This window comes from Pseudomonas sp. B21-059 (assembly GCF_026016285.1).
GTDB lineage: Bacteria > Pseudomonadota > Gammaproteobacteria > Pseudomonadales > Pseudomonadaceae > Aquipseudomonas > Aquipseudomonas danubii.
In genome coordinates this window covers 3,798,841-3,820,102 of record NZ_CP087201.1, presented here as the reverse complement: position 1 = coordinate 3,820,102, position 21,262 = coordinate 3,798,841, and the positions used below count along the sequence as shown (strand labels likewise).

The following is a 21,262-nucleotide window of genomic DNA, read 5'->3' as shown; positions in this document are numbered from 1 at the left end:
ATCAGGCGACGGCAACGACGTCGAGGATGCGCTGTACCACACGGTCCTGGTCGATGCCTGCCGCTTCAGCCTCGAAGGACAGAATGATGCGGTGGCGCAGCACGTCGAACAGCACCGCCTGGATGTCTTCCGGGCTGACGAAATCGCGCCCGGCGAGCCAGGCGTGGGCCCGGGCGCAGCGGTCCAGGGCAATGGAGCCGCGGGGGCTGGCGCCGTAGGCGATCCACTCGGCCATTTCCGGGTCGAACTTGGCCGGGGTGCGGGTGGCCATCACCAGTTGCACCAGGTATTCCTCCACCGCGTCGGCCATGTACAGGCCGAGGATTTCCTTGCGCGCGGCGAAGATCGCCTGCTGGCTGACCCGACGCTCGGGCTTGGTTTCGCCATTCAAGGCTTCGCCGCGGGCCTGCTGGAGAATGCGGCGCTCCACGGCGGCGTCCGGGAAGCCGATCTTGACGTGCATCAGGAAGCGGTCCAGCTGGGCTTCGGGCAGGGGATAGGTGCCTTCCTGCTCGATGGGGTTCTGGGTCGCCATCACCAGGAACAGGGGCGACAGTTCATAGGTGCTGCGCCCGACACTGACCTGACGCTCGGCCATGGCCTCCAGCAGCGCCGACTGGACCTTGGCCGGGGCGCGGTTGATTTCGTCCGCCAGCACCAGGTTGTGGAAGATCGGGCCTTGCTGGAACACGAAGCTGCCGGTTTCCGGGCGATAGATCTCGGTGCCGGTGATGTCGGCGGGCAGCAGGTCGGGGGTGAACTGAATCCGATGGAATTGCGCTTCAATGCCTTCGGCCAACTCTTTGATGGCCTTGGTCTTGGCCAGTCCTGGAGCGCCTTCGACCAGCATGTGGCCGTCGGCGAGCAGGGCGATGAGCAAGCGCTCGATGAGTTTTTCCTGGCCGAGAATCTGCGTTGAAAGAAAGGTTCGCAGCGCCAATAGCGCTTCACGATGTTCCATCGGTGACTGTTCCTGGAGAGGGTGCGCCCCGGGCGTTGAACTAACGTCGGGGCTGGGGGCGATACTTTAATCCATAGCGGGGGTCGGCGACTAACGGGGAAAACCTGATTTAGCCAATTAGTCGAAAAAAAACACCGCCACCCACCGATTCCCGCGGGCGGTTCCTGTAGCCGCTGCCGCAGGCTGCGAACGGCTTGGGCGGCATACCGACGCAGGAGACGCTGGGATCTGGAGGGCCGCCGAGGTTTGGCGGGAGGCCGTCAGGCAAGGTCCTGCGGACCTTATCGCAGCCTCGCCACAGGCTCGGCAGCGGCTACAGGCGTTGCCAGGATGTGCGGCTGTTGTAGCCGCTGCCGCAGGCTGCGAACGGCTTGGGCGGCATACCGACGCAGGAGACGCGGGGATCTTGAGGGCGCCGCAGGTTTGACGGCGGGTCAGGGCAGCTGGCTGATGTAGGTGCCGGTGCCCTTGAGGATGTTCTGCAGGGTCAGTTCCACTTCGGCCAGGTCCGAGGCGGCGGTGCTGTGGCGGATTTCCAGGTGGTCAGAACCGTTCAGGGCGTCGGCGTCGGCCGCGGCGATTTCGATCAGCAGGGTGGTCGGGCTCAGGGTGACCTTGACGCCATCGAGGGTCGAGGGCTCGCCGTCGAGGGTGATCTCCAGCTCGTCCTCGTCCGGGTAGCGGCTCATCAGGAACATCTCGCCCTGGCTGCTGTGGCAGCAGAGCATGGCCATGTTGTCTTCTTCGTCGTCGCAAGGGTTGGCGATCAGGTGGGCAGTGGTCATGAGCATGGGGGCATTCCTGGGGCGGGGGCCGGCAGCGGCCGGACAGGGCAAAAAGAAACAATTCTGCCAGCCCGAGGGAATTTCTGCTGGCTTGTCTGTCAGAGAACAGGTCGTGAACAGTCATCACCTGCAGCGTCACTTCTGGTACGCAAGTACCGTGAAACCGGGGAAAAACCCTGGTTTTTCTCCGTCGCCTGCTAGTGTTGTTCAGGGCACCGTCCGCCAGTTGCGTGCCGTTGACCGAATATGTCGCAGCATCGCAAGCAGCTGTCGCGTTCCACTCGTTAAGCTGCGCAGCGGACAATTTGTTCTCAAGTGCAATAGGTTGCGTCTGATTTGCGATGGTCACCTGTAAAGGCATTGCGCGCTCTGAAAGCGCCAGTCGTTTTTGCAGATGCCCATCCCGGGAAGGTGAATGTGACCTGTGCGTCTCGTCCAGCTTCACCCACCTGGCATCCTGCAACCTCTGCCCGAGACCAGGAGCAGGATGCACCACCGCCCCGCAAGGGGTTTGCACGCGACGCTACCATCAATAACAAGCCCAAGCGGAGTACCACAGATGGCGTTCTTCACCGCAGCCAGCAAGGCCGACTTCCAGCACCAACTGCAAGCGGCACTGGCCCAGCACATCAGTGAACAGGCACTGCCACAAGTGGCGCTGTTCGCTGAACAATTCTTCGGCATCATTTCCCTGGACGAACTCACCCAGCGTCGCATGTCCGACCTGGCGGGCTGCACCCTTTCTGCCTGGCGCCTGCTTGAGCGCTTCGATCACGCGCAACCGCAAGTGCGCGTCTACAACCCCGATTACGAACGTCATGGCTGGCAGTCGACCCACACCGCGGTGGAAGTCCTGCACCACGACCTGCCGTTTTTGGTGGACTCGGTCCGTACCGAGCTCAACCGTCGCGGCTACAGCATCCACACCCTGCAGACCACCGTGCTCAGCGTGCGCCGCGGCAGCAAGGGCGAGCTGCAAGAAATCCTGCCCAAGGGCACCCAGGGCGAGGGCGTGCAGCAAGAGTCGCTGATGTACCTGGAGATCGACCGCTGCGCCAACGCCGCCGAACTCAGCGTACTGGGCAAGGAGCTGGAACAGGTACTGGGTGAAGTGCGGGTCGCCGTGGCCGACTTCGAGCCGATGAAGGCCAAGGTCCAGGAACTGATCGAAAGCATCGACAACAGCCAGTTCGCCATCGCTGCCGATGAAAAGACCGAGATCAAGAGCTTTCTGGAATGGCTGGTGGGCAACCACTTCACCTTCCTCGGCTACGAAGAGTTCGTGGTCGGCACCGATCAGGAAGGCGGGCATATCGACTATGACCCAAGCTCCTTCCTCGGCCTGGCCAAGCTGCTGCGCGCCGGCCTCACCAGCGATGACCTGCGCATCGAAGACTATGCCGTCAACTACCTGCGCGAACCGACGCCGCTGTCGTTCGCCAAGGCCGCGCACCCCAGCCGCGTGCACCGTCCGGCCTACCCGGACTTCGTCTCGATCCGCCAGATCGATGCCGACGGCAAGGTGATCAAGGAATGCCGCTTCATGGGCCTCTACACCTCCTCGGTGTACGGCGAAAGCGTGCGGGTGATTCCCTACATCCGCCGCAAGGTCGAAGTCATCGAGCAGCGCTCGGGCTTCCAGGCCAAGGCGCACCTGGGCAAGGAACTGGCCCAGGTCCTGGAAGTGCTGCCACGCGACGATCTGTTCCAGACCCCGGTGGACGAGCTGTTCAGCACCGTGATGTCCATCGTGCAGATCCAGGAACGCAACAAGATCCGCGTGTTCCTGCGCAAGGACCCTTACGGCCGTTTCGCCTACTGCCTGGCCTATGTGCCGCGCGACATCTATTCCACCGAAGTGCGGCAAAAGATCCAGCAAGTGCTGATGGATCGCCTGCAAGCCACTGACTGCGAGTTCTGGACCTTCTTCTCCGAGTCGGTGCTGGCCCGCGTGCAGCTGATCCTGCGAGTGGACCCGAAACAACGCATCGACATCGACCCGCTGCTGCTGGAAAAAGAAGTGGTGCAGGCCTGCCGCAGCTGGCAGGACGACTACGCCAGCCTGGTGGTGGAAAGCTTCGGCGAAGCCCACGGCACCAACGTGCTGGCGGACTTCCCCAAAGGCTTCCCGGCCGGCTACCGCGAGCGCTTTGCCGCGCACTCGGCGGTGGTGGACATGCAGCACCTGCTGAGCCTGACCGAAGCCAACCCGCTGGTGATGAGCTTCTACCAGCCCCTGGGCCAGGTCTCCGGCCAGCGCGAGCTGCATTGCAAGCTGTACCACGCCGACACCCCGCTGGCGCTGTCCGACGTGCTGCCGATCCTGGAAAACCTCGGCCTGCGCGTGCTGGGTGAGTTCCCGTACCGCCTGCGCCACAACAACGGCCGCGAGTACTGGATCCACGACTTCGCCTTCACCGCCGCCGAAGGCCTGGACCTGGACATCCAGCAGCTCAACGACACGCTGCAGGACGCCTTCGTCCACATCGTCCGTGGCGATGCCGAGAACGATGCCTTCAACCGCCTGGTGCTGACTGCCGGCCTGCCATGGCGCGACGTGGCGCTGCTGCGTGCCTACGCCCGCTACCTGAAGCAGATCCGCCTGGGCTTCGACCTGGGCTACATCGCCAGCACCCTGAACAACCACACCGACATCGCCCGCGAGTTGACCCGGCTGTTCAAGACCCGTTTCTACCTGGCGCGCAAGCTCACCAGTGAAGACCTGGAAGACAAGCAGCAGCGTCTGGAACAAGCGATCCTCACTGCCCTGGACGACGTTCAGGTGCTCAACGAAGACCGCATCCTGCGACGCTACCTGGACCTGATCAAGGCCACCCTGCGGACCAACTTCTACCAGACCGACGCCAACGGCCAGAACAAGTCCTACTTCAGCTTCAAGTTCAACCCGCACCTGATCCCCGAGCTGCCCAAGCCGGTGCCCAAGTTCGAAATCTTCGTCTACTCGCCACGGGTTGAAGGCGTGCACCTGCGCTTTGGCAACGTCGCTCGCGGCGGCCTGCGCTGGTCCGACCGTGAAGAAGACTTCCGTACCGAAGTCCTGGGCCTGGTAAAAGCCCAGCAAGTGAAGAACTCGGTGATCGTGCCGGTGGGCGCCAAGGGCGGCTTCCTGCCCCGTCGCCTGCCACTGGGCGGCAGCCGGGACGAGATCGCGGCCGAAGGCATCGCCTGCTACCGCATCTTCATTTCCGGCTTGCTGGACATCACCGACAACCTGAAAGACGGCGCCCTGGTGCCACCGGCCAACGTGGTGCGGCATGACGACGATGACCCGTACCTGGTGGTGGCGGCGGACAAGGGCACTGCGACCTTCTCCGACATCGCCAACGGCATTGCCATCGACTACGGCTTCTGGCTCGGCGACGCCTTCGCCTCCGGCGGTTCCGCCGGTTACGACCACAAGAAGATGGGCATCACCGCCAAGGGCGCGTGGGTCGGCGTGCAGCGCCACTTCCGCGAGCGCGGCATCAATGTCCAGGAAGACAGCATCACCGTGGTCGGCATCGGCGACATGGCCGGCGACGTGTTCGGCAACGGCCTGTTGATGTCCGACAAGCTGCAACTGGTGGCGGCGTTCAACCACCTGCACATCTTCATCGACCCGAACCCGGACCCGGCCACCAGCTTCGTCGAGCGCAAGCGCATGTTCGAGCTGCCGCGTTCGGCCTGGACCGACTACGACACGAGCATCATGTCCGAAGGCGGCGGCATCTTCTCGCGCAGCGCGAAGAGCATCGCCATCTCGCCGCAGATGAAAGAACGCTTCGACATCCAGGCCGACAAGCTGACCCCGACCGAGCTGCTCAACGCCTTGCTCAAGGCGCCGGTGGACCTGTTGTGGAACGGCGGTATCGGCACCTACGTCAAGGCCAGCACCGAGAGCCACGCTGACGTCGGCGACAAGGCCAACGACGCCCTGCGCGTCAACGGCAACGAGCTGCGCTGCAAAGTGGTGGGCGAGGGCGGCAACCTGGGCATGACCCAACTGGGTCGTGTGGAGTTCGGCCTCAATGGCGGCGGTTCCAACACCGACTTCATCGACAACGCCGGTGGCGTGGACTGCTCCGACCACGAAGTGAACATCAAGATCCTGCTCAACGAAGTGGTGCAGGCCGGCGACATGACTGACAAGCAGCGCAACCAGCTGCTGGCCAGCATGACCGACGAAGTCGGCGGCCTGGTGTTGGGCAACAACTACAAGCAGACCCAGGCCCTGTCCCTGGCCGCGCGCCGTGCCTACGAGCGTGCTGCCGAGTACAAGCGCCTGATGAGCGACCTGGAAGGCCGCGGCAAGCTGGATCGCGCCATCGAGTACCTGCCGACCGAGGAGCAGCTCACCGAGCGCGCCGCCACCGGCAAGGGCCTGACCCGTCCCGAGCTGTCGGTGCTGATTTCCTACAGCAAGATCGACCTCAAGGAAGCCCTGCTCAAGTCCCTGGTGCCGGATGACGACTACCTGACCCGTGACATGGAGACCGCGTTCCCGCCGAGCCTGGTGGCCAAGTTCTCCGAAGCCATGCGTCGCCACCGCCTGAAGCGCGAGATCGTCAGCACCCAGATCGCCAACGACCTGGTCAACCACATGGGCATCACCTTCGTGCAGCGCCTGAAGGAGTCCACCGGCATGAGCCCGGCGAACGTCGCCGGTGCCTATGTGATCGTGCGGGACATCTTCCACCTGCCGCACTGGTTCCGTCAGATCGAAGCCCTGGATCACCAGGTCTCGGCCCAGGTGCAACTGGAGCTGATGGACGAGCTGATGCGTCTGGGCCGTCGGGCCACCCGCTGGTTCCTGCGCAGCCGGCGCAACGAGCAGGATGCCGCGCGCGATGTCGCGCACTTCGGTCCGCACCTGGCGGCGCTGGGCCTCAAGCTCGACGAACTGCTGGAAGGCCCGACCCGCGAAGGCTGGCAGAACCGTTACCAGGCCTATGTCGAAGCCGGCGTACCGGAGTTGCTGGCGCGCATGGTTGCAGGCACCACTCACCTGTACACCCTGCTGCCGATCATCGAAGCGGCCGACGTGACCGGTCAGAGCGCGGCCGATGTGGCCAAGGCCTACTTCGCCGTGGGCAGCGCCCTGGACCTGCCGTGGTACCTGCAGCAGATCAGCGATCTGCCGGTGGGCAACAACTGGCAGGCCCAGGCCCGTGAAGCCTTCCGCGATGACGTGGACTGGCAGCAACGGGCGATCACCATCAAGGTGCTGCAGATGGCCGATGCGCCGGACGACATGGAAGCCCGCGTGGCGCTGTGGCTGGAGCAGAACGCGAGCATGGCTGATCGCTGGCGCGCCATGATGGTGGAAATCCGTGCCGCTAGCGGCACCGACTACGCCATGTATGCCGTGGCCAACCGGGAACTGCTGGACCTGGCCATGAGCGGTCAGTCGGTGCTGTAACGGCCTGACCCCGCCCCAAGCAAAAAAGCCCCGTATCGCAAGATACGGGGCTTTTTTATTGCCTGGCGTCGGTGCCGGCAGGCGGTTGTCGGGTAAGGCTTAGCGGGTCTTGGCCGAGGCGTCCTGCTCGACCACCATGTCCAGCACGTAGACCGTGGACGGGGCGTCGGCGGGCGGGTTCTTCCATTCGTATTGCTTGACCCGCAGCACGTTGCGCACGCCGTCCTGGTGCTCGTAACCCTCGATGGACTGGTACAGCGGATGCCAGGCGTCCTGGGTTGGCAGTTGCAGGCCGGCGGCATCGTAGCGGCGCTCACGCACTTGCAGGCACTGGAAGTCGGGGATCAGCGGGTGGCTGCATTTGACGGTCTGGGCCGCCACTTCCAGGAAGCGCGTCTGGCCCTGGCTGCCGTAGCGGGTTTCGGGGGTGGGCTGGCCTACGAACTTGAGCTGGGTGCCGTCCTGGGTGGTCAGTTGCAGGGTCGGAGTCGATTCGTCGCCGCCGAAGGTGGTGCGCAGGTCGCCCTTGAACAGGCGGCCGACTTCGGTATCCAGGCTCATCAGGCTGGGGTCGCAGGCCATCATGGTCGAGGCCAGGGACTGGACCTTGAGCACGCCGTTTTCAGACTGGAAACCGCCGAACTGGCGGTTGCAGCCGCCGCTGATGTTGAGGTTCTGCCCGGTGAAGGTCAGGCGCAGCTGGCGCTCGATGCCCTTGTCCAGGGCGGCAACGGGTTTGCCCGCCGCGTCGCTGGCCGAGACCAGTTGCCAGTAGTAGGCGGCCAGTGCGGGTTGGGCGCTGACGGAGGCAGTGCTGGCGGGCATGGAAGAGGATCCTTCAGGGGGAGTGGACGCCGGGGTGCAGGCCTGGAGCAGGGCGGCACAGACGGATACGAGGAGGATGTTTTGCTTCATGGTTCGCTCTTTCAGCCTTGATGGAGTATGGCCTGGCGCATGGGCGGCAGGCCCAGGCCGGTAACCTGTGGCAGTGATGCGCGGCGCCCGCCACCTGGGCCGGGCGCCGCCGGACGACCGCTGCCGTTACCGATTGCGATGTGACAGCACTGTGCCAGTTCGGTTTCATGGCCGCTGGCCAGCGGGAGTGTTACCAAATCTTGCACACGCGTTGCAAGCAGCGCCCCGGATTGCCCGCCGCCCAGTGTCCCGGGCTTACCAGAACCAGTAAGGCAGGAATTTGGGCGTTGGCTCATTGGCCAGTTCCAGGTGATAGGTGATGGCGTTGAAAAAGAACCCATCGAGCAAGAGAAACGCCGCCACGCCGAACGCCAGGACGATCACCTCGTAATGCCGGTGCTCGGCGTATTGCCGGCCGATCCAGTAGCGCACGCCGCTGAGCAGGACAAAGCTTGCGAACACCCCGGCGAAGTTGGGCTGCAAGGGCCGCGCGGCAAAGCTGTTGTAGCCCAGCACCAGCAGCGCCAGGACCGCGCCGCTGGCCGGCAGGTTCAGGCACAGACGCAGCAGGCGTTTGCGGGTGGCGCTGAACAGGCCGTTGGGGTCGATGAATATATAGGCCGCCAGCAGGGAAATGGCCGGGGTGATGGACACGATGTAACGCGCCTTCTTCGAGTTGGGAATGCTGAAGAACAGGATCAGCACCAAGAACCAGGCGCCCAGGTACAGCAGCAGGCGCGGTGCCGACGGCGGCGGCGCGCTGAACCCCTGCCTGGCGCTTCTGACCATGACGCACAGGGCGTAGAACGCGGTGAAGCTGTAGGTGATCAGCCCGACGCTGAAGTAGAAGTAATAGCGTGGCGAGTGATTGCTGGCGATCCGGCCCAGGCCCTGCATCTCCAGCACTTGCTGCATGAAGGCGTCACCGCCCTGCACGTGGGCGGCCCAGGCCAGCAGGGCGACCCCGGCGGCGAACAGCAGGCCGCTCAGCAGCGAGAACCCGACCAGGGTCCGCCACTGCCGGCTCAGCAGGTAATAGGTGCCGACCACCAGTGCCGGGCCGATCATGCCGATCGGTCCACGCAGGGCAAAGCCCAGGATCAGCCCAAGCAATACCAGCGCCAGGCGTGCGCGCTGTTGCTTGAGATCGGCGGTGTAGGCCAGGTAGAAGCAGCCCGCGGTGATCAGGGCGGGGTAGATGTCCAGGGCCAGGGAGTTGACGCTGTCCAGGAACGCCCAGGTGAACAGCGCAAAGAGCACGCCGCAGACGCCCCATTTCTGCTCATGCAGGGCCCCCAGTTTGTAGATGAACACCAGCATCAGCGACGCGGCAATGCACAAGGGCAGGCCCATCGACAGCACGGACAGCTGGCCGAAGGGTAGCGACGCCAGGTAGACCAGCAGCGTGTTGACAACGGTGTAGTCGGGATACGGCTGCAGATCGTCGGCGATGGGGAACAGCGTCATGCCGTGCTGCAGCATGTACTCGGCGAAGTCGACGAAGCGCGTGGTGTAGTTGAGGACGGCCGGTTTGTATTGCAGGCCCATGAACAGCACCAGGGCCACCAGGAAAATACTCAGGCCGGGTCGTTGCCAGATTTGTTTTTGAACGCTTTCCATGTTCACAACACACAAAAAAAGCCGACGGTATGGTGGCCAGCACTCGAACGCGTGCACGAATGGCGGCGTGGCAGGTTGCTGGCACCGGTTTTTGGGTGCAGCAATCTAGCGCGGCCGAGGTTAACGGCCGGTATAGGGGCGCAGTCCCGGCAGTGGCCGCTTCAGGCCCGAGGAGCTGGCCCTCAGGGCCGTTGCGGCTTGACCGAAGTGCCGAAGGTATTACCCATGCGCACGCTGGTGGCGGCCGGTGTCGAGAGCCCGACCTGGTTCGGCGGGCGCTTGTGCACCGGGTCCTCCATGGCCTGTTGATTGGCCTGGGCCGCCTTGACGGCGTCCGGGTCGTTGCCCATCTGTTTGCTCAGGCAGTTGTAGTCGGGGGCCTTGTAGCCGCCGACGCTGACTTCCACGCAACCCTCGCGGGCCTCCTCGGCCTGCAGCGTCCAGGGCAGGGCGCACAGCAGCAACAAGGTGGCGGCGTATTGGCTTGAACGATTCATCCTGGCCTCCTGGCAGGCCCGGGAAAGCGAGCCTCGATGCCGGCCGAGTGTAGTGCAAACCGATGACTGAAAAAGTGATGGTTTTTTTGCCGTGGCCGTAACACCAGATTCATAAACTGGCCTCAGGATGACGCTTTTAGGGATTGGACTGCAGTGCAGCGACGCAGCGCGCAGGTCGGGCGATGGACTTCATTGCACGGGGGCTTGGCGACCTGTGTGCTGGGGTTCGTGCTGCTGGCGCCGATGCCGCAGGGCTGGGGCCAGCCCGCTGTCGAGGGACCGCCCCGGGTGGATTCCCAGGCCTTGCTGACGCTGGAGATTCCGGCGCAGAACCTGGTGGATGCCCTGGAGTTGTTCAGTCGCGCCACAGGAATGGCGGTGCTGGTGGATCGGGAGTTGACCCGGGGGCGGCGGTCGGTGGGGATCAAGGGCCGCTACAGCGCTCAGGAGGGCTTGAGTCGCCTGCTGGCGGGCAGTGGCCTGATGGCCCGTTATGCCCGCAGCGATGCCTTCACCCTGCAGGTGCCGCAGGCCACGCCGGCCACGCCGCTACCGGGTGCGGGAAGCAGCCGGGCGGCGCGGCTCAACAGCAGTTATGCCAGTGCCGTGCAACAGGCGGTGGAGCACAGTCTGTGTGGTTCGGCGCTGACCCGTCCGGGCCGCTTTCGCGCCTTGCTGCAACTGTGGATCGGCGCCGATGGCCGGGTGCAGCACAGCCGCCTGGTGAGCTCCACCGGCGATCTGCAGCGCGATGAAGCCTTGGTGCAGCGCCTGGCGGACACCCGGGTTCAGCGCCAGGCGCCCAGCTCGCTGCGCCAGCCGCTGACCTTACTCTTGATACCGGACACAACAGGGAAACGCATGGACTGCAGGGAATGGGAAGGAGCTTCCGGGGTATGAAAAATACCGCACAGAGTGCGATGGTCAGGCTGTTCCTGACGTCCTACGAGGACTTTCGGGTGCGCTTGCGCAGGCGCCTGGGCTCCGAGGACCTGGCCAACGACGTCCTGCATGAAACCTACCTGCGGGTCGACCGCATGGAAGAGCCGCCCAACCTGCTGCAACCCAATGCCTACCTCTATCGCATGGCCCTGAACATTGCCGCCGACCGCCGCCAGTCCGACGCCCGGCTGCTGACCGGCGACGAGGTCGAGGAACTGCTGCACATCGCCGATGACACCCAGGACCCGTCGCGGGTGGTGGGCGGCCAGAAAGAAATCCAGACCCTGCTCAAAGCCCTCTACGAACTGCCGGCGCGGCGGCGCAAGATCTTTATCGCCGCGCGCCTGGAAGAGGCGCCGCACCTGGAAATTTCCCAGCGTTTCGGCATTTCCACACGGATGGTGGAGAAAGAAATCAAGGCTGCCCTGGGCCATTGCGCCTTGCGCCTTGAAAGAAAAGTCATTCAGCGGTTCGGTCCCGGGGCCGGAAAACTGTCCTAGACAAAGAGTCCCTGATCAATCCGTGAGTACCTGCGCGCTTGAACATTTTTAGCATCTGCACCCCCCAGGCCTCGGCGGACCCGCAACTGTTGAGGGAAGCCCAGGACTGGCTGGTCCTCCTGACTTCGGGTCGGGCCACCGTGGCCGACGCCCGGGCGCTGCGCCAATGGTGCGCACAAAGCCCGCAGCACGCGGCCGCCTTCGAGCACACCAAGGCCCTGTGGCACTGTCTGCAACCGGCAGCCCAGCAGCTGGAGCAACAGTCCCGGCCCCGGCACTTGGGGCGTCGGGCGTTTCTGGGTGGCGCGATTGCGGCGTCGGCGGCGCTGTTCATGGTGCGGTTCACTGTCCCGGGCGGCTTTGCCGGGCTGACCGCGGATTTCGCCACCGACGTCGGTGAGCAGCGGCGGGTGGACCTGGCCGAGGGCGTGAGCCTGGAGCTCAATACCCAGACCCGCATCAGCCGCCGCGACCCGGGCGCGGGCGAGCAGGGCATCGAGCTGCTGGAGGGCGAGGTGGAAGTCTTCAGCCACAGCACCCAGGCGCTCAAGGTCCAGGCCGGTGATGGTTGGCTGAGTGCGCGCCAGGCGCGCTTCAATTTGCGCAACACCGATCATCAGGTGTGCGTGACCTGCATCGAAGGCAGCCTGCAAGTGGCAGTGGCGGGGCGCAGCATTCGCCTGGACAGCGGCCGGCAACTGACCTACGACGCCAGGGCGGTGGGCGAGCCGATCGCCGTGGACCCCCGCAGCGTGATCGCCTGGCGCGAGCAGGTGCTGGTGTTCGACAACGCCAGCCTCAACACCGTGATCAGCGAGATCAACCGCTATCGTCCGGGGATGCTGGTGCTGCTCAATGCCGAGTTGGGCCAGCGCAAGGTCCAGGCGCGCTTCAACCTCAACCAGTTGGCGGGCGTTGCCTTGCTGATCCGCGACGCCTATGGCGCCAAATGCACCGAGCTGCCCGGTGGCGTGGTACTGCTCAGCTGACACCCCGCGATATCCCTGCGTCTCCTGCGTCGCAATGCCGCCCAAGCCGTTCGCAGCCTGCGGCAGCGGCTACACAAACTCCGGATCGACATTGGCCCTGTAGCCGCTGCCGAGCCCGTGGCGAGGCTGCGCGAAGGTCCGCAGGACCTTGCCTGGCGATCTTGCGTCGAACCCTCAGCGTTTCGAACTCGCAGCGTCACCGACGCAGCCGTTCGCAGCGTGTTAGAGCAAGGGCCCTAGCACTTGCCGGTAGCGCTCTTCGCCCTGGGGCGTTTGCCGCACCAGGCGGATCTCAAGGCCCGGGGGATTGTCCTGGCGATTGCCACTGAGTTGACGCCAGCCTTTGTCAGGGTTCCAGACCCGTACCTGCAAGTCGCTGACCCGGCCGAGCACGGCCACTCCGTTCTTGGGCGCCGGCAAGGGATAGCGGTCCCGAACCTCGGCCTCGGCGCGGTACAGGGTGTCGCCCTTGAGCCACCAGCGCACGCGTTGCAAGCCTACCCCCGGGGCGGGGGCGCTGCGGATCACTTCCAGGCGAAAGCCCTTGCTGTCGGAACTGCGCACGCTCAGCGGGGCGGGGCTGTCGGGTTCGGCCTCGTCGGTCTCTCCCAGGCTCGGTTCGCGCAACTGGGAAGCGGCCCGCAAGGCCACGTCGCGCTCCAGCTGATTGAGGCTGCGCAGCAGTTCCTCGGTCTGTTCGGTGCTGGCCCGCAGATGGCTGTCGGCCCGGGTGACGCTGTCCAGGCCGCGCCAGGCAATCAGGCTGACCAGCGCCATGAGCATGATCGCCACCATCACCTCGATCAGGGTAAAGCCGCGTTGTGTCGTCATGGCTGGCTCACCACTCGCAACTGGCCGCTGGCGCTGCGTTCTACCCGCAAGCTGTTCTGGCCGTCGGACAGCACCACCTGCAGCGGCGGGTTGATCCATTCGGCGTTCAGTACCAGGCGCTGCCTGGGCTCGATATGCACCTGCAGCGCCGGGCTTAGCCACTGCCGTGGCCGCAGTTGCCGGTCGTGGCGAAAGTCGTCGATGCCGCTGCTCTCGTCTTCGCGGCGGCTGAAGCTATAGCCCTTGGCCGTGGCCCGCCAGGTGATCGGCCGGCCGTCGGCCCGGGCTTCGGCCTGGGCCACTTGCAGCAACTGGGCCAGGCCCTCGGCGTCCTTGCGCAGGGTCTGCAGCGGATCGGGGCGGATGCTCAAGCCCACGGCGGCGCTGGCGATGCCGATGATCACCAGCACCACCATCAGTTCGATCAGGGTGAAGCCCTGTTGCTTGCCTGTGTGTCGCACCTTGTGCTCCTTGGCGACGGGACGGGCGCGCCCGACGCAGATGATCGTGCAGTGAAATAAAACCGTGAGAATTGAGCTGTAGGCTGTGGCAACGGACAAACAGGAGGTCCCGCCGATGCTACGTGCCATGTCATTTCCGTCGCGCCTTGACACCCCCCGGTTGCTGCAATACGCGGCGTTGCTGGCGGCCCTGGCCGGTGTTGCCACCTGGTCGTCGCTGCTGCTGACCCCGGCGCAATCCCAACCCCCGGCAGTGGCGCCCCAGGTGCTCGCCGCGCGCTCCGACAACCCGGCCTTGCAGTGGTTTGCCAACCAGCCGGTGCAGGTGGATATCAAGGTGTCCGGGGTCATGGCCGGCGCCCGTGGCGCGGTGGCGATCCTGAGCCTGAACGACGGTCCGCCGCGCAGCTTCCTGGCCGGCGAGCAACTGACCCAGGGGGTGCGCCTGGCCGCCGTCGAGGCCGACGGCGTGCTGATCGAGCGCGGCGGCGAACAGTCGCGGATCAAGGTCAGCAAGCTGCCGGACTCGCCGCTGCTGCCACGGCTGACACGCTGACCCTCACTGGCGCGGCACCTGGGGCCGGCTGACCAGGGTTTCCAGGCGGGCCAGGGGCGGCGCCTCGCGGCTGCGCTCGCGCACCTGGACGCTGACCCGCAACAGCCCGGGCGCGGTCGCCGCGCCAATCGCCTGTTCGCAGCGCAGCTGCAGGCGCCCCTGATCGCAATCGACGCTCTTCAATCCGCTGGGCAAACGACCTTCCAGGCGCAACTCGGCGAGCCGGCTCTGCGCCGCCAGCAAGGCCAGGGACTTGTCCCGCAGCAGGCCGTTGCTCTGGGTCATCAGCCCGGCCACGCGCACTGCCGAGGCCATCGCCACGGCAATGATGGCCAGGGCCACCAGCACCTCGATCAGGGTAAATCCAGCTTGTTTGGACACGGCTCGCATGGGCCCCTCGCGACTGGGAAACAGCCTCGCAGACTAGCCTGCGGGCTTGACCGAATGGCGACTGAAACTCCCGAGGTTTTTCAATACCACTGACATATCTTCTTGCAACACTGCGCGACGAATCGAACTCAAGCCAAGGAATGTCGAGATGGATATCGCGCCTGTCACCTCAACCGCTGCACCCCGAAGCCAGCGTGGCTTCACCCTGATCGAGATCATGGTGGTGGTGGTCATCCTCGGGATTCTGGCCGCGATGGTGGTGCCCAAGGTCCTGGACCGTCCCGATCAAGCCCGGGCCACGGCGGCCAAGCAGGACATCGCCGGCCTGATGCAAGCCTTGAAGCTGTATCGCCTCGACCACGGCAGCTACCCGAACATGAACCAGGGCCTCAAGGTGCTGGTGGAGCGTCCGGCCAATGCCAAGGACAGCAACTGGCGCTCCTACCTGGAGCGGCTGCCCAATGATCCCTGGGGCCGTCCCTATCACTACCTCAACCCGGGGGCCAATGGTGAGGTGGACGTGTTCTCCCTCGGCGCCGACGGCCAGCCCGATGGCGACGGCGTGAATGCCGATATCGGCTCCTGGCAGCTGTAAGGCCGGCCATGAACAGCCATTCGCCCCATGCGGCGAAGCAGCGTGGCATGGCCATCATCAGCGCCTTGCTGATCGCCGCGGTGGTGGCGGTGCTGGCCGCCGCCATGCTCTCCCGGCAAAGCACCTTGACCCGCAGCGTGGAAGCCGAGCAGGCGCGGGTGGTGGGGATCGGGGTGTTGCAGGGCGGCCTGGAATACAGCCGGCAATTGCTCTGGGACGCCCGTCAGCGCGACGTCCTGACCCGACTCGACCAGGCCTGGGCACGGCCCATCGGCGATCAGGCCCTGGGCGGCTTCAACGCGGGGTTCCAGGGCCGCCTGCAAGACCTGCAAGGCAAGTTCAACCTGCGCAATCTGGTGTTCAACCAGCAAGTGGACCCGGTGCAGTTGCAGGCCTTCGAACAACTGTGTCAGCTGATCGGCATCGACAGCGCCCTGAGCCGACGCATCAGCCAGCGGGTGATCGCTTCCTATCCCCAGCGCTTGGGCAGCACAGCGTCCGCCGCCAGCCAACCGGGCGCCTTCAACAGCGGTCGCCTGACGTCTCCGGGCGCGGCGACCCAGACCTTGCCGCCCCGTCAGCCGATGCTGCGCAGCCTGGACGACCTGCTGGGCATCCAGGGTCTGGACGAGGCCCGGTTGGCCCGTCTTGAACCCTACGTCAGCATCCTGCCGGGCAACACCTGGATCAACGGCAATACCGCCAGCGCCGAGGTACTGACGGCGGCGGTGCCGGGGCTGCCACTGTCCCGGGCCAAGGCCCTGGTGGCGGAACGCGATGCCGGGCACTGGTTCATCAACCGTGGCGACTTCCTCAACCGTCTACGCATGCCCCATCTTGCGGTAGAGCAGATCAAGGTCGGCATCACCAGCGAATGGTTCCTGCTCCAGGGCCGGGCTCGCCGCGATCAGCGCCGGGTCAGCCTGGAGGCCCTGTTGCACCGTCCCGAGGACCGCATGCCCCAGGTGATCTGGTCGCGGGTGGGGGCATGAGTCGCTTGCGCATCGCCTTGCCGCCCCTGGCCGAGTTGATTGCGGCTGAAGCGCCATTGGCCTGCCCGGTGGACTTCGCCCGGCTCGATCGCAGTGGGCGGGTCGGGGAGATCGGCCGCTGTCCCCTGGGGCAACTGGCCCAGGGCGGCAAACCGGTGCCGGTGGAGTGCTTCCTGCATCCGTTGGACAGCCTGCTGACCCATATCGAGTTGCCTCAGTTGCCGGCGGCGCGGATCAAGGCCGCGGTGGACTGCGCCGCCCAGGCGCTGATCCTCGGCCCCAGTGAGCAGATGCACGTGGCCCATGGCACCCGGGATGCCCAGGGGCAGGTGGCCCTGAGCTGGTTGCCCAAGACCGCATTGCAAGCCCTGGGGCGTCTGTTGGCACAGGCCGGCCTGAAGCTTCAGGGGCTGTACCCGGCGCCTTATGCCTTGCCGGTGCCGCCGCCGGGGCAAGCCAACCTGTGCCTGCTCGATGGCCAGCTGCTGCTGCGCCAGAGCAGCGGGCAGGGCAGCGTGCAGCCGCTGGTGGAAGAAACCCTGGAGCAGTTGCGGGCTTCGGGCTGCGAGGTGGGCTGGATCGGCGATGCCGCGCCGCCGGTCTGCCAGCTGCTGCCGGGCGAGCAACGCTGGAGTGGCCCGCTGCCGGGATGGGGCTTGCACGCCGGCGCGGTGGCGGGGGGCGTGAAGGTCCAAGGCTGGGGCCGGGCCCTGGGGTGCTGCGCCCTGGCCGTGCTGGTCTGGGTCGTGGGGCTGAACCTGTATGCCGCCCGTGAGGCCGAGCAGGGCCAGCGGCTCAAGGCGCAGATGAGTCAGCGGGTCAAGCAGGTGTTCCCGCAGTTGCCGGTAGTGCTCAATCCCCTGCAACAGGCCCGCCAGCAACTGGCGGCGCAGCAGAGCGGGGCGGCTGACCCGACCCAGGTGTTCAGCCGTCTGTTGCAGCAGGCCGGCAGTGCCATGCCCTTTATGGTGGGCAGCGTGCAGAGCCTGAGTTTCGCCGAGGACCGCTTGCAGCTGGAGCTGCTGCCGGACACCCCGAAGAGCGCCGACAGCGCCTGGCAGGGCGCCTTGACCCAGGCCGGCTACAGCGTCCAGGCGCAGGGCAACGGCTGGAGCCTGAGCCCGGCCGCAGACGAGCCGGCCAACGTCGCCGACAACACCTCGGGAGCTGAAGATGAATAAGGCCAGGCTGGCGCAGTATCAGGCGCGCTGGTCGCGCCTGCGGACCCAGGTCCATATCCAGGTCCAGGGCCAGGGCCATTGGAACACGCTGGCACCAAGGGAAAAACGCCTGTTGAGCGCCACCGCCCTGGGCGTGCTGGGGCTGTTGCTGTGGTGGCTGCTGATCCAGCCGCCGCTGAAGACGATCGATTATTGGCAAGCCGAGACGCCGAAGCTGCGCGCCCAGGCCGAGGCCCTGGAAGTGTTGTTGCACGAGGCGGCGGCAGGCAGTAACAGCCGGGGCGCGAGCCTTGAACACTCCTTGCGCCAGACCCTGGACGGCGCCGGGCTCAAGGACCACTACCAGTTGCAACAGCCTGATGAAGCCGGCCCCGAGAGCTGGCGGTTGACCTTTGAGCAGGCCCCGGCGGATGCCGTGGTCGGCTGGCTGCTGGGGGCTCCCCGGCAGCTTTCACTGCAGGTGGTGGAGGCCCGTCTGCAACGCGCAGCCGCGGCCGCCGCCCAAGACTCGGCAGGCACACTGTCCGGGACCGTTCGCATGGATCAGGCGCAGGGCGCTAAGGAAGCTTCATGAAGTGGTCAGGTTGCAATTACGTGCGCCAGTGTCGCAAGGCCGCACCTTTTCTGCTGCTGGCGTTGGGGGCCTGCAGCAACACCCCGTCCACCACGCCGCCGCCCTTGCTGGTGGACAGCGAACTGGGCCAGCCCCTGGCCAATACCCAGCGCAGCGGCGATGCCCTGCTGGATCGCCAACGCTTGCAGGCGCAACAGGCTCAACGGCCGAAAGTGCTGCACCCGGTGACCAACAGCAGTCGCGGCCACAGCAGCCCGCGCAGCACCAGTGTGCCGCGCAGCCCCCTGGGTAATCAGCCGGTGCAACTGAACTTCGTCGACGCCGATATCCAGGCGGTGGTGCGGGCCTTGTCCCGCTCCACCGGCCAGCAGTTCCTGGTGGACCCACGGGTCAAGGGCAGCCTGACCCTGGTCAGCGAAGGCCAGGTGCCGGCCCACCAGGCCTACGACATGCTGCTGGCGGCGCTGCGCATGCAGGGCTTTTCCGTGGTGGACGTGGGCGGCGTGGCCCAGGTGGTGCCCGAGGCTGATGCCAAGCTGCTGGGCGGACCGATCTACAGCGCCGACAAGCCAGCGGGCAACGGCATGCTGACCCGCACCTTTCGCCTGCAATACGAAAATGCGGTGAACCTGATCCCGGTGCTGCGGCCTATCGTTTCGCCAAACAACCCGATCAACGCCTACCCGGGCAACAACAGCATCGTGGTCACCGACTATGCCGAGAACCTGCAGCGTGTCGCGCAGATTATCGACGGCATCGACACCCCCAGCGCCATCGACACCGATGTGGTAGCGGTGCAGAACGGCATCGCCGTGGACATCGCGACCATGGTGGCCGAACTGCTGGAAACCCAGGGCGCCGACCAGACCCAGAAAATCAGCGTGATTGGCGACCCGCGCTCCAACTCCATCATCATCCGTGCCGGCAGCCCGGAGCGCACCGAGCTGGCGCGCAACCTGATCTACAAACTGGACAACGCCCAGAGCAACCCGAGCAACCTGCACGTGGTCTACCTGCGCAACGCCCAGGCCGGCAAACTGGCCCAGGCCCTGCGCGGGCTGCTGACCGGCGAAAGCGACAGCGGCGGCAACGACGGCGCCCGGGCCATGCTCAGCGGCATGGGCGGCAACAGCCAGAGCGGCCAGAGCCCAACCCAGAACAGCAGCGGCACGCCCACCGGCAGCGGCAACGTCAGCAACAGTGGCAGCAGTGCCTACGGCCAGGGCAGCAATTCCGGCAGCGGCTTGAGCGGCACTGGCCAGTCAGCGGATCAGAACACCGCCTTCAGCGCCGGCGGGGTCACCATCCAGGCCGACGCCACCACCAACACCTTGCTGATTTCCGCCCCGGACCCGCTGTACCGCAACCTGCGGGAAGTCATTGACCAGCTCGACCAGCGGCGCGCCCAAGTGGTGATCGAAAGCCTGATCGTCGAAGTGGGCGAGGACGACGCCAGCGAATTCGGCGTGCAATGGCAGGCCGGCAACCTCGGTGGACGTGGCGGCTTTGGCGGGGTCAACCTGGGCGGCAGCGGGCTGGTGGGGACACCGACCAGCAAGACCAGCATCGACGTCTTGCCCAAGGGCCTGAACATCGGCGTGGTCAACGGCACCGTGGACATCCCGGGGATCGGCAAGGTGTTGGACCTCAAGGTCCTGGCCCGGGCGTTGAAGAGCAAGGGCGGGACCAACGTGTTGTCGACGCCGAATCTTTTGACCCTGGACAACGAGGCGGCGAGCATTTTTGTTGGCCAGACCATTCCCTTTGTCACCGGCAGCTATGTCACCGGAGGCGGCGGCACCAGCAACAACCCGTTCCAGACCGTGCAGCGTGAAGAAGTGGGCCTGAAGCTCAATGTGCGGCCGCAGATTTCCGAGGGTGGCACGGTCAAGCTGGACATCTACCAGGAAGTCAGCAGCGTCGACCCTCGCGCCTCGGTGGATGCCGGGACCGTGACCAACAAACGCGCCATTGATACCAGCATCCTCTTGGATGACGGGCAGATCATGGTGCTGGGGGGGCTGCTGCAGGACGGTTACAGCCAGAGCAATGACGCGGTGCCGTGGCTGTCGAGTATTCCCGGGCTTGGGGCATTGTTTCGCAATGAGAAGCGCAGCATTACCAAGACCAACCTGATGGTGTTCCTGCGGCCCTACATCATTCGTGACAGTGGCGCGGGGCGCAGCATTACCCTCAATCGTTACGACTTCATGCGCCGGGCGCAGGGGGAGTTGCAGCCGGAGCGCAGTTGGGCGATGCCGGATATGCAGGCGCCGCAGTTGCCTTCGGCGGCGAAGGCGATTCCGGGGGCGGTGCCGGTGTCGTTGCAGACGCCTGGGGTTGGGCAGGGGCCGCGGGCGACGATCAGGGCGGTGCCGGTGCAATGAAGGTGTTCATTCAGAGGCATGGAGCCTATGTCCGTTGTTGTGGTCATGGCCACTTTTGCAGGGGCTTTGACGGCCAATGGAGGGGGTACATATCCGTTGCTGCGGGTGTGGCTACTTATGGTTTCGCCCTTACGGCGAGTCCCTTTTTTTCAAACGCCAAAAAAAGGAACCAAAAAACGCTTGCCCCTCCATGGGCCCCTCGCTGGGGCTCGGGGTTCCCTCGCTTCGGCATTGCTCCGGGGGGCCGCCGCCAACCGGCCATCCATGGCCGGGTGGCGGCTAGCTCGGCATCCATGCCGAGCTGCCCCCTACGCAATGCCTACGCTCGGCCGGCTGGGAAGGGGCCGGAAGATCAAGATCAAGATCAAGATCAAGATCAAGATCAAGATCAAGATCAAGATCAAGATCAAAAGCCAAAGCCAAGGTGCGCAGGCCGGCTCTTTGTAGCCGCTGCCGAAGGCTGCGAAAGAGGGCGACGTGATATGTCAGGAATATCGGGGAGGCAGGTTTAGCGTCTCCTGCGGAGCCGGTCGCAGCCTTCGGCAGCGGCTACAGGTAACGCGAGCGGCAATGAAACAGGCCGGCCGGCAGGCCGCCGTCAGATGTTGATCTTGCTCTGGCTTTTGATCTTGATCTGTTAGCCCCGTTAACCACGATGGCCGAACGC

General features: G+C 65.2%; 18 protein-coding genes. 10 read left to right on the top strand and 8 right to left on the bottom strand.

Annotation, left to right across the window (positions count from 1 at the left end):
- Position 1: 1 nt before the first annotated feature.
- Positions 2–961 (bottom strand): AAA family ATPase, encoded by a 960-nt coding sequence (locus LOY69_RS16765; protein WP_003218556.1) that lies wholly within the window; start codon positions 959–961, stop codon positions 2–4.
- Positions 962–1,395: 434 nt separating this feature from the next.
- On the bottom strand, positions 1,396–1,752 hold the full coding sequence (locus LOY69_RS16760; protein ID WP_102863321.1) for a hypothetical protein: 357 nt from the start codon (positions 1,750–1,752) through the stop codon (positions 1,396–1,398).
- A gap of 553 nt (positions 1,753–2,305) precedes the next feature.
- Between LOY69_RS16760 and LOY69_RS16755 the strand changes: the two genes are divergently transcribed.
- Positions 2,306–7,165, top strand: coding sequence for an NAD-glutamate dehydrogenase (locus tag LOY69_RS16755; RefSeq protein ID WP_110653682.1), 4,860 nt, complete (start codon positions 2,306–2,308; stop codon positions 7,163–7,165).
- A 99-nt stretch (positions 7,166–7,264) separates the two neighbouring features.
- On the opposite strand, the gene LOY69_RS16750 is transcribed toward LOY69_RS16755, so the two are convergent.
- The 3 genes from LOY69_RS16750 to LOY69_RS16740 all read right to left on the bottom strand — a co-directional run bounded on the left by LOY69_RS16750 (position 7,265) and on the right by LOY69_RS16740 (position 10,197).
- A complete protein-coding gene (locus LOY69_RS16750; RefSeq protein ID WP_265073251.1) occupies positions 7,265–7,990 on the bottom strand; it encodes an META and DUF4377 domain-containing protein in 726 nt (241 codons plus the stop codon).
- Positions 7,991–8,335: 345 nt separating this feature from the next.
- Entirely contained in the window at positions 8,336–9,700 is a 1,365-nt protein-coding gene (locus tag LOY69_RS16745) for a hypothetical protein (RefSeq protein WP_265073250.1), read from the bottom strand.
- A 182-nt stretch (positions 9,701–9,882) separates the two neighbouring features.
- Entirely contained in the window at positions 9,883–10,197 is a 315-nt protein-coding gene (locus LOY69_RS16740) for a hypothetical protein (RefSeq protein ID WP_102879103.1), read from the bottom strand.
- A 243-nt stretch (positions 10,198–10,440) separates the two neighbouring features.
- Here LOY69_RS16740 and LOY69_RS16735 point away from each other — a divergent pair, with 243 nt between their 5' ends.
- The 3 genes from LOY69_RS16735 to LOY69_RS16725 are packed head-to-tail and all read left to right on the top strand — an operon-like array spanning position 10,441 to position 12,628.
- On the top strand, positions 10,441–11,097 hold the full coding sequence (locus LOY69_RS16735; protein ID WP_102863578.1) for an STN domain-containing protein: 657 nt from the start codon (positions 10,441–10,443) through the stop codon (positions 11,095–11,097).
- Positions 11,094–11,639: an RNA polymerase sigma factor gene (locus LOY69_RS16730; RefSeq protein WP_102879104.1), complete on the top strand. Its 546-nt coding sequence runs from the start codon at positions 11,094–11,096 to the stop codon at positions 11,637–11,639. The genes LOY69_RS16735 and LOY69_RS16730 overlap by 4 nt, the downstream gene beginning before the upstream one ends.
- A gap of 38 nt (positions 11,640–11,677) precedes the next feature.
- Positions 11,678–12,628 (top strand): FecR family protein, encoded by a 951-nt coding sequence (locus LOY69_RS16725; RefSeq protein ID WP_102879105.1) that lies wholly within the window; start codon positions 11,678–11,680, stop codon positions 12,626–12,628.
- A gap of 222 nt (positions 12,629–12,850) precedes the next feature.
- On the opposite strand, the gene LOY69_RS16720 is transcribed toward LOY69_RS16725, so the two are convergent.
- Positions 12,851–13,459, bottom strand: coding sequence for a type II secretion system protein J (locus LOY69_RS16720; RefSeq protein WP_110653686.1), 609 nt, complete (start codon positions 13,457–13,459; stop codon positions 12,851–12,853).
- Entirely contained in the window at positions 13,456–13,920 is a 465-nt protein-coding gene (gene gspH, locus LOY69_RS16715) for a type II secretion system minor pseudopilin GspH (protein ID WP_265073249.1), read from the bottom strand. Before gspH ends, LOY69_RS16720 begins: the two co-directional genes overlap by 4 nt.
- A 127-nt stretch (positions 13,921–14,047) precedes the next feature.
- Between gspH and LOY69_RS16710 the strand changes: the two genes are divergently transcribed.
- Entirely contained in the window at positions 14,048–14,476 is a 429-nt protein-coding gene (locus tag LOY69_RS16710) for a type II secretion system protein N (RefSeq protein WP_413787146.1), read from the top strand.
- A gap of 3 nt (positions 14,477–14,479) precedes the next feature.
- Here LOY69_RS16710 and gspI read toward each other — a convergent pair whose 3' ends face one another.
- A complete protein-coding gene (gene gspI / locus LOY69_RS16705; RefSeq protein ID WP_265073247.1) occupies positions 14,480–14,866 on the bottom strand; it encodes a type II secretion system minor pseudopilin GspI in 387 nt (128 codons plus the stop codon).
- A gap of 148 nt (positions 14,867–15,014) precedes the next feature.
- Between gspI and gspG the strand changes: the two genes are divergently transcribed.
- The 5 genes from gspG to gspD are packed head-to-tail and all read left to right on the top strand — an operon-like array spanning position 15,015 to position 20,595.
- Positions 15,015–15,461 (top strand): type II secretion system major pseudopilin GspG, encoded by a 447-nt coding sequence (gene gspG, locus LOY69_RS16700; protein ID WP_102879110.1) that lies wholly within the window; start codon positions 15,015–15,017, stop codon positions 15,459–15,461.
- An 8-nt stretch (positions 15,462–15,469) separates the two neighbouring features.
- Positions 15,470–16,453, top strand: coding sequence for a type II secretion system minor pseudopilin GspK (gspK, locus tag LOY69_RS16695; protein WP_102879111.1), 984 nt, complete (start codon positions 15,470–15,472; stop codon positions 16,451–16,453).
- Positions 16,450–17,634: a type II secretion system protein GspL gene (gene gspL, locus LOY69_RS16690; RefSeq protein ID WP_123390506.1), complete on the top strand. Its 1,185-nt coding sequence runs from the start codon at positions 16,450–16,452 to the stop codon at positions 17,632–17,634. The genes gspK and gspL overlap by 4 nt, the downstream gene beginning before the upstream one ends.
- Positions 17,627–18,208, top strand: a complete 582-nt coding sequence (locus LOY69_RS16685) for a type II secretion system protein M (RefSeq protein WP_265073246.1) — start codon at positions 17,627–17,629, stop codon at positions 18,206–18,208. Before gspL ends, LOY69_RS16685 begins: the two co-directional genes overlap by 8 nt.
- Positions 18,205–20,595: a type II secretion system secretin GspD gene (gene gspD / locus LOY69_RS16680; RefSeq protein WP_265073245.1), complete on the top strand. Its 2,391-nt coding sequence runs from the start codon at positions 18,205–18,207 to the stop codon at positions 20,593–20,595. The genes LOY69_RS16685 and gspD overlap by 4 nt, the downstream gene beginning before the upstream one ends.
- The last annotated feature ends 667 nt before the right edge of the window (positions 20,596–21,262 follow it).

Bases quoted from the DNA above. Each gene is read 5' to 3' on its own strand.
- LOY69_RS16765 (WP_003218556.1), bottom strand. From the start codon at position 961: ATGGAACATCGTGAAGCGCTATTGGCGCTGCGAACCTTTCTTTCAACG.
- LOY69_RS16760 (WP_102863321.1), bottom strand. From the start codon at position 1,752: ATGCTCATGACCACTGCCCACCTGATCGCCAACCCTTGCGACGACGAA.
- LOY69_RS16755 (WP_110653682.1), top strand. From the start codon at position 2,306: ATGGCGTTCTTCACCGCAGCCAGCAAGGCCGACTTCCAGCACCAACTG.
- LOY69_RS16750 (WP_265073251.1), bottom strand. From the start codon at position 7,990: ATGCCCGCCAGCACTGCCTCCGTCAGCGCCCAACCCGCACTGGCCGCC.
- LOY69_RS16745 (WP_265073250.1), bottom strand. From the start codon at position 9,700: ATGGAAAGCGTTCAAAAACAAATCTGGCAACGACCCGGCCTGAGTATT.
- LOY69_RS16740 (WP_102879103.1), bottom strand. From the start codon at position 10,197: ATGAATCGTTCAAGCCAATACGCCGCCACCTTGTTGCTGCTGTGCGCC.
- LOY69_RS16735 (WP_102863578.1), top strand. From the start codon at position 10,441: ATGCCGCAGGGCTGGGGCCAGCCCGCTGTCGAGGGACCGCCCCGGGTG.
- LOY69_RS16730 (WP_102879104.1), top strand. From the start codon at position 11,094: ATGAAAAATACCGCACAGAGTGCGATGGTCAGGCTGTTCCTGACGTCC.
- LOY69_RS16720 (WP_110653686.1), bottom strand. From the start codon at position 13,459: ATGACGACACAACGCGGCTTTACCCTGATCGAGGTGATGGTGGCGATC.
- LOY69_RS16710 (WP_413787146.1), top strand. From the start codon at position 14,048: ATGTCATTTCCGTCGCGCCTTGACACCCCCCGGTTGCTGCAATACGCG.
- gspI (WP_265073247.1), bottom strand. From the start codon at position 14,866: ATGCGAGCCGTGTCCAAACAAGCTGGATTTACCCTGATCGAGGTGCTG.
- gspG (WP_102879110.1), top strand. From the start codon at position 15,015: ATGGATATCGCGCCTGTCACCTCAACCGCTGCACCCCGAAGCCAGCGT.
- gspK (WP_102879111.1), top strand. From the start codon at position 15,470: ATGAACAGCCATTCGCCCCATGCGGCGAAGCAGCGTGGCATGGCCATC.
- gspL (WP_123390506.1), top strand. From the start codon at position 16,450: ATGAGTCGCTTGCGCATCGCCTTGCCGCCCCTGGCCGAGTTGATTGCG.
- LOY69_RS16685 (WP_265073246.1), top strand. From the start codon at position 17,627: ATGAATAAGGCCAGGCTGGCGCAGTATCAGGCGCGCTGGTCGCGCCTG.
- gspD (WP_265073245.1), top strand. From the start codon at position 18,205: ATGAAGTGGTCAGGTTGCAATTACGTGCGCCAGTGTCGCAAGGCCGCA.